This window comes from Helcococcus bovis (genome assembly GCF_046035835.1).
Classification (GTDB): domain Bacteria; phylum Bacillota; class Clostridia; order Tissierellales; family Peptoniphilaceae; genus Helcococcus; species Helcococcus bovis.
The window spans coordinates 1-2,849 of the sequence record NZ_JBFNGB010000038.1 but is presented as its reverse complement, the minus strand read 5'-3'; the positions used below and the strand labels follow the sequence as shown (position 1 = coordinate 2,849).

3 protein-coding genes are annotated in these 2,849 nt (G+C 21.7%); all 3 read left to right on the top strand.

The window, feature by feature from the left end; all coding sequences use genetic code 11:
* Positions 1-94: 94 nt before the first annotated feature.
* Positions 95-583: a hypothetical protein gene (locus ABGF48_RS08370; RefSeq protein ID WP_408105886.1), complete on the top strand. Its 489-nt coding sequence runs from the start codon at positions 95-97 to the stop codon at positions 581-583.
* 477 nt (positions 584-1,060) lie between these two features.
* Entirely contained in the window at positions 1,061-1,534 is a 474-nt protein-coding gene (locus ABGF48_RS08365) for a hypothetical protein (protein ID WP_408105885.1), read from the top strand.
* Between the two features lie 2 nt (positions 1,535-1,536).
* Positions 1,537-2,849, top strand: a 1,313-nt coding sequence (locus ABGF48_RS08360; RefSeq protein WP_408105884.1) for an ABC-2 transporter permease, incomplete at its 3' end; no start/stop codon positions are given.

Genomic DNA, 2,849 nt, shown 5'->3' with positions numbered 1-2,849 from the left:
AACATGACATCGATGTCATTTTAAAATAAAAATAATTATATTAATATATAGTTGTAAGTTATAATTTACAAAAATATATATTTAGGAGAAGAAAATGAAAAAAAATTTTAAAAAATTAGTAGCTGTTGTGTTTGCATTTGTGATAATGTTTACTTATGAATATGGGATTGTTGAAGCTTTTTATCAAAAAAAGAATGAGATATTCCCATCAGCATGGGCTGGAAGACCAGGGGGAAATAATGGAGTTGAGGAATGGACAAGTATGCAAAATCAGATAGGATATGGAGAAATGTACGGTGATTATAAATTAGTATCTACTAACACAGGGGCAGTCCGTGATTTGAATAAAGGAAGAAGTACAGTAACATCTATTATTTTAGGGCTGATTGGTCTTCCTAATTCAAAGCTTTTTTCAGGAATTTCTTTTTTTGCTTCAATTTTTTCATCATATTCCGGAGGATTTATTGGAGAATATTATAAATCATATCTTTATGCTTCTGGAAGAAGAAATAAATTGGTATTTAAATTTTATGATTCAAATCATAATTTAGTGGATACAAAAGTAGAAATAAGTAAATGGTGATAAAAATGCTACTATATTATTTTTCAATAATTTTGATGGTGGTTAAATATTTTTTAATATTTATGATAGGTAAGTTTAATAATGCACTTCATATACTTTTCTTCATAATTGTAATACTAGATATGGTTAATATATATTTCTTAAACAAAAATAAAAAAGAATCTAAATTAACTATAGGATTTTTAAACATAAGTATATTCTCTTTTATTCATTTAATAGTTTTTTATGTTATAGATTATGTAATTTGAATACATTCTAGATTATTTAAGGAAGTTAATTTTTAACATAATATATAATGAAGGATACATTAAAAAAGGAAAAAAGGTTGATAATACAGAAAGTACATTACATTATTATTCTGGAACACTATACCTAGTTTCAAATCCATATGACATAGGAAAATATTCTAATTATATTGATAAATAAATATAAAAAGCTAGTCTTTTTGACTAGCTTTTTATCAAATAAGAGGTTAACATGATTGAATTAGAAATAAAAAAAATATATAAATCAAAATTAATATTATTTACTATTTTATTTGCTATTATCATGTCTTTTTATGTAAATTATAGATCTAATAATTCATTAGATTTATCATCAGAGTATTCATCTTATGAGCATTCTACAGCAGATGGGATATTTACAATGAATTTTGTTGAAAATAAATATAAAATAATGGATAAGGAAAATTATTTTTCTGAATTTAATGATATATTTAAATACACATATGATAATTATCCTAAATTACAGGATTTTATAAAAAATATTGATAAGAAATCTTTTAAAGAAAGACTTGACATTAGTAAGGAATTTTTTGATTTATCATATAAATTTATGCAAAAAGCTATTAAATACAATGAAAAATTTGGATTAAATATAGAAGATGAAACAGATTTTAAAACATTTAAATATGGAATATTTGAAATGGACTATATCAAAAAAAAAACTTGAATATGAATGTTGGGCAGTTTGAATTTTTATCAACAAACTATGCGAGAAGAATAATATACAATAGCAAAATAATATTTGGAATACCATTTTTAGCTTTTGCGATATTAGCATTTTATGGAATTTTGAGCAAAGAAAGAGAAGATGGTACTATTAATTTATTAAAAACACAGCCTATAAATTATATAAAATTGATTATTTCAAAACTAATTTCTATGAATTTAATTTCTATAATATATTTTTCATCATTTTTAATATTTTTGGCATTGATATGTTTTGCTCAAGGTATAAATTTAGGAGGATTTAGAGAAATATATAGAATATTTTATGATGGAACAGTTCCTAAATATTTTAAGGCATATGAGCTTATACCGCTAATTTTATTATCTTTTATTGTAATAATGAATTTGGTTTATTCTTTAATAATATTAGTTAATAGTTTATTTTCTTTTAAGCAAACATCTTTAGCAGTTTTAATTTCTATTTTTGGGTTAGGATATACTTTTACAGAAAATATTTACAGCTTAAAAACAGTATTTAATCCAATATATGCAATTGATCATGTTAGAAGTTTAAAAGGAAAAGTTAATTATATCATTACTGATAGCGGAGATAGAATATTTAAAAATTTAGAGTCAAATAGCTTAATATATTTATTGATATTTTTTGTTATTTCAGTATTATTCATAAGTATTTCAATACTTATGTTACAAAAATCTATGAGAAATTTTAATACACAAAACATTTTAAAAATATCTAAATATAGCATATTTAAATTTGAATTAAGAAAGATTGTTAACAACCAAAGTTTTACGATATATTTATTAGCAACTTTAATTTTAATATTTTCACTACACTTTTTTGAAGTAAAAAATGCCGTTGAAATAAGAAAGAAGATGATTGGAGAAGATGGTCAAATATCTTTTTATAAAGAATTATTATTAAAAGAAGAAAAGGAATTACAAAATTCTAAAAGAATTGAAGATATTGATTTAAGAAAAGAAGATGTCGAGGAGTATAAAAGAATTATAAAAAATTATGAGAATTTAATTGAAGGATATAATACTAATAATTCTGAAAAATTTTACAATTCTCAATTAAATGAAGATATTTATCAATTTAGTAATAGATCAATTAGAAATTTCAACGATCAAATTATTAAAACACCATTGACAATGTATGAAAATATTATGATAAATAAAAATTCAATTAAAAATAAAGTAAGTCCAATAGTTAAAAGTGATTTTATATTTTCGCAATATCAGAATTTTGAAAGTGATTTAATTGAAAGAGAAAATAGAGAAAATGAAAGATATGG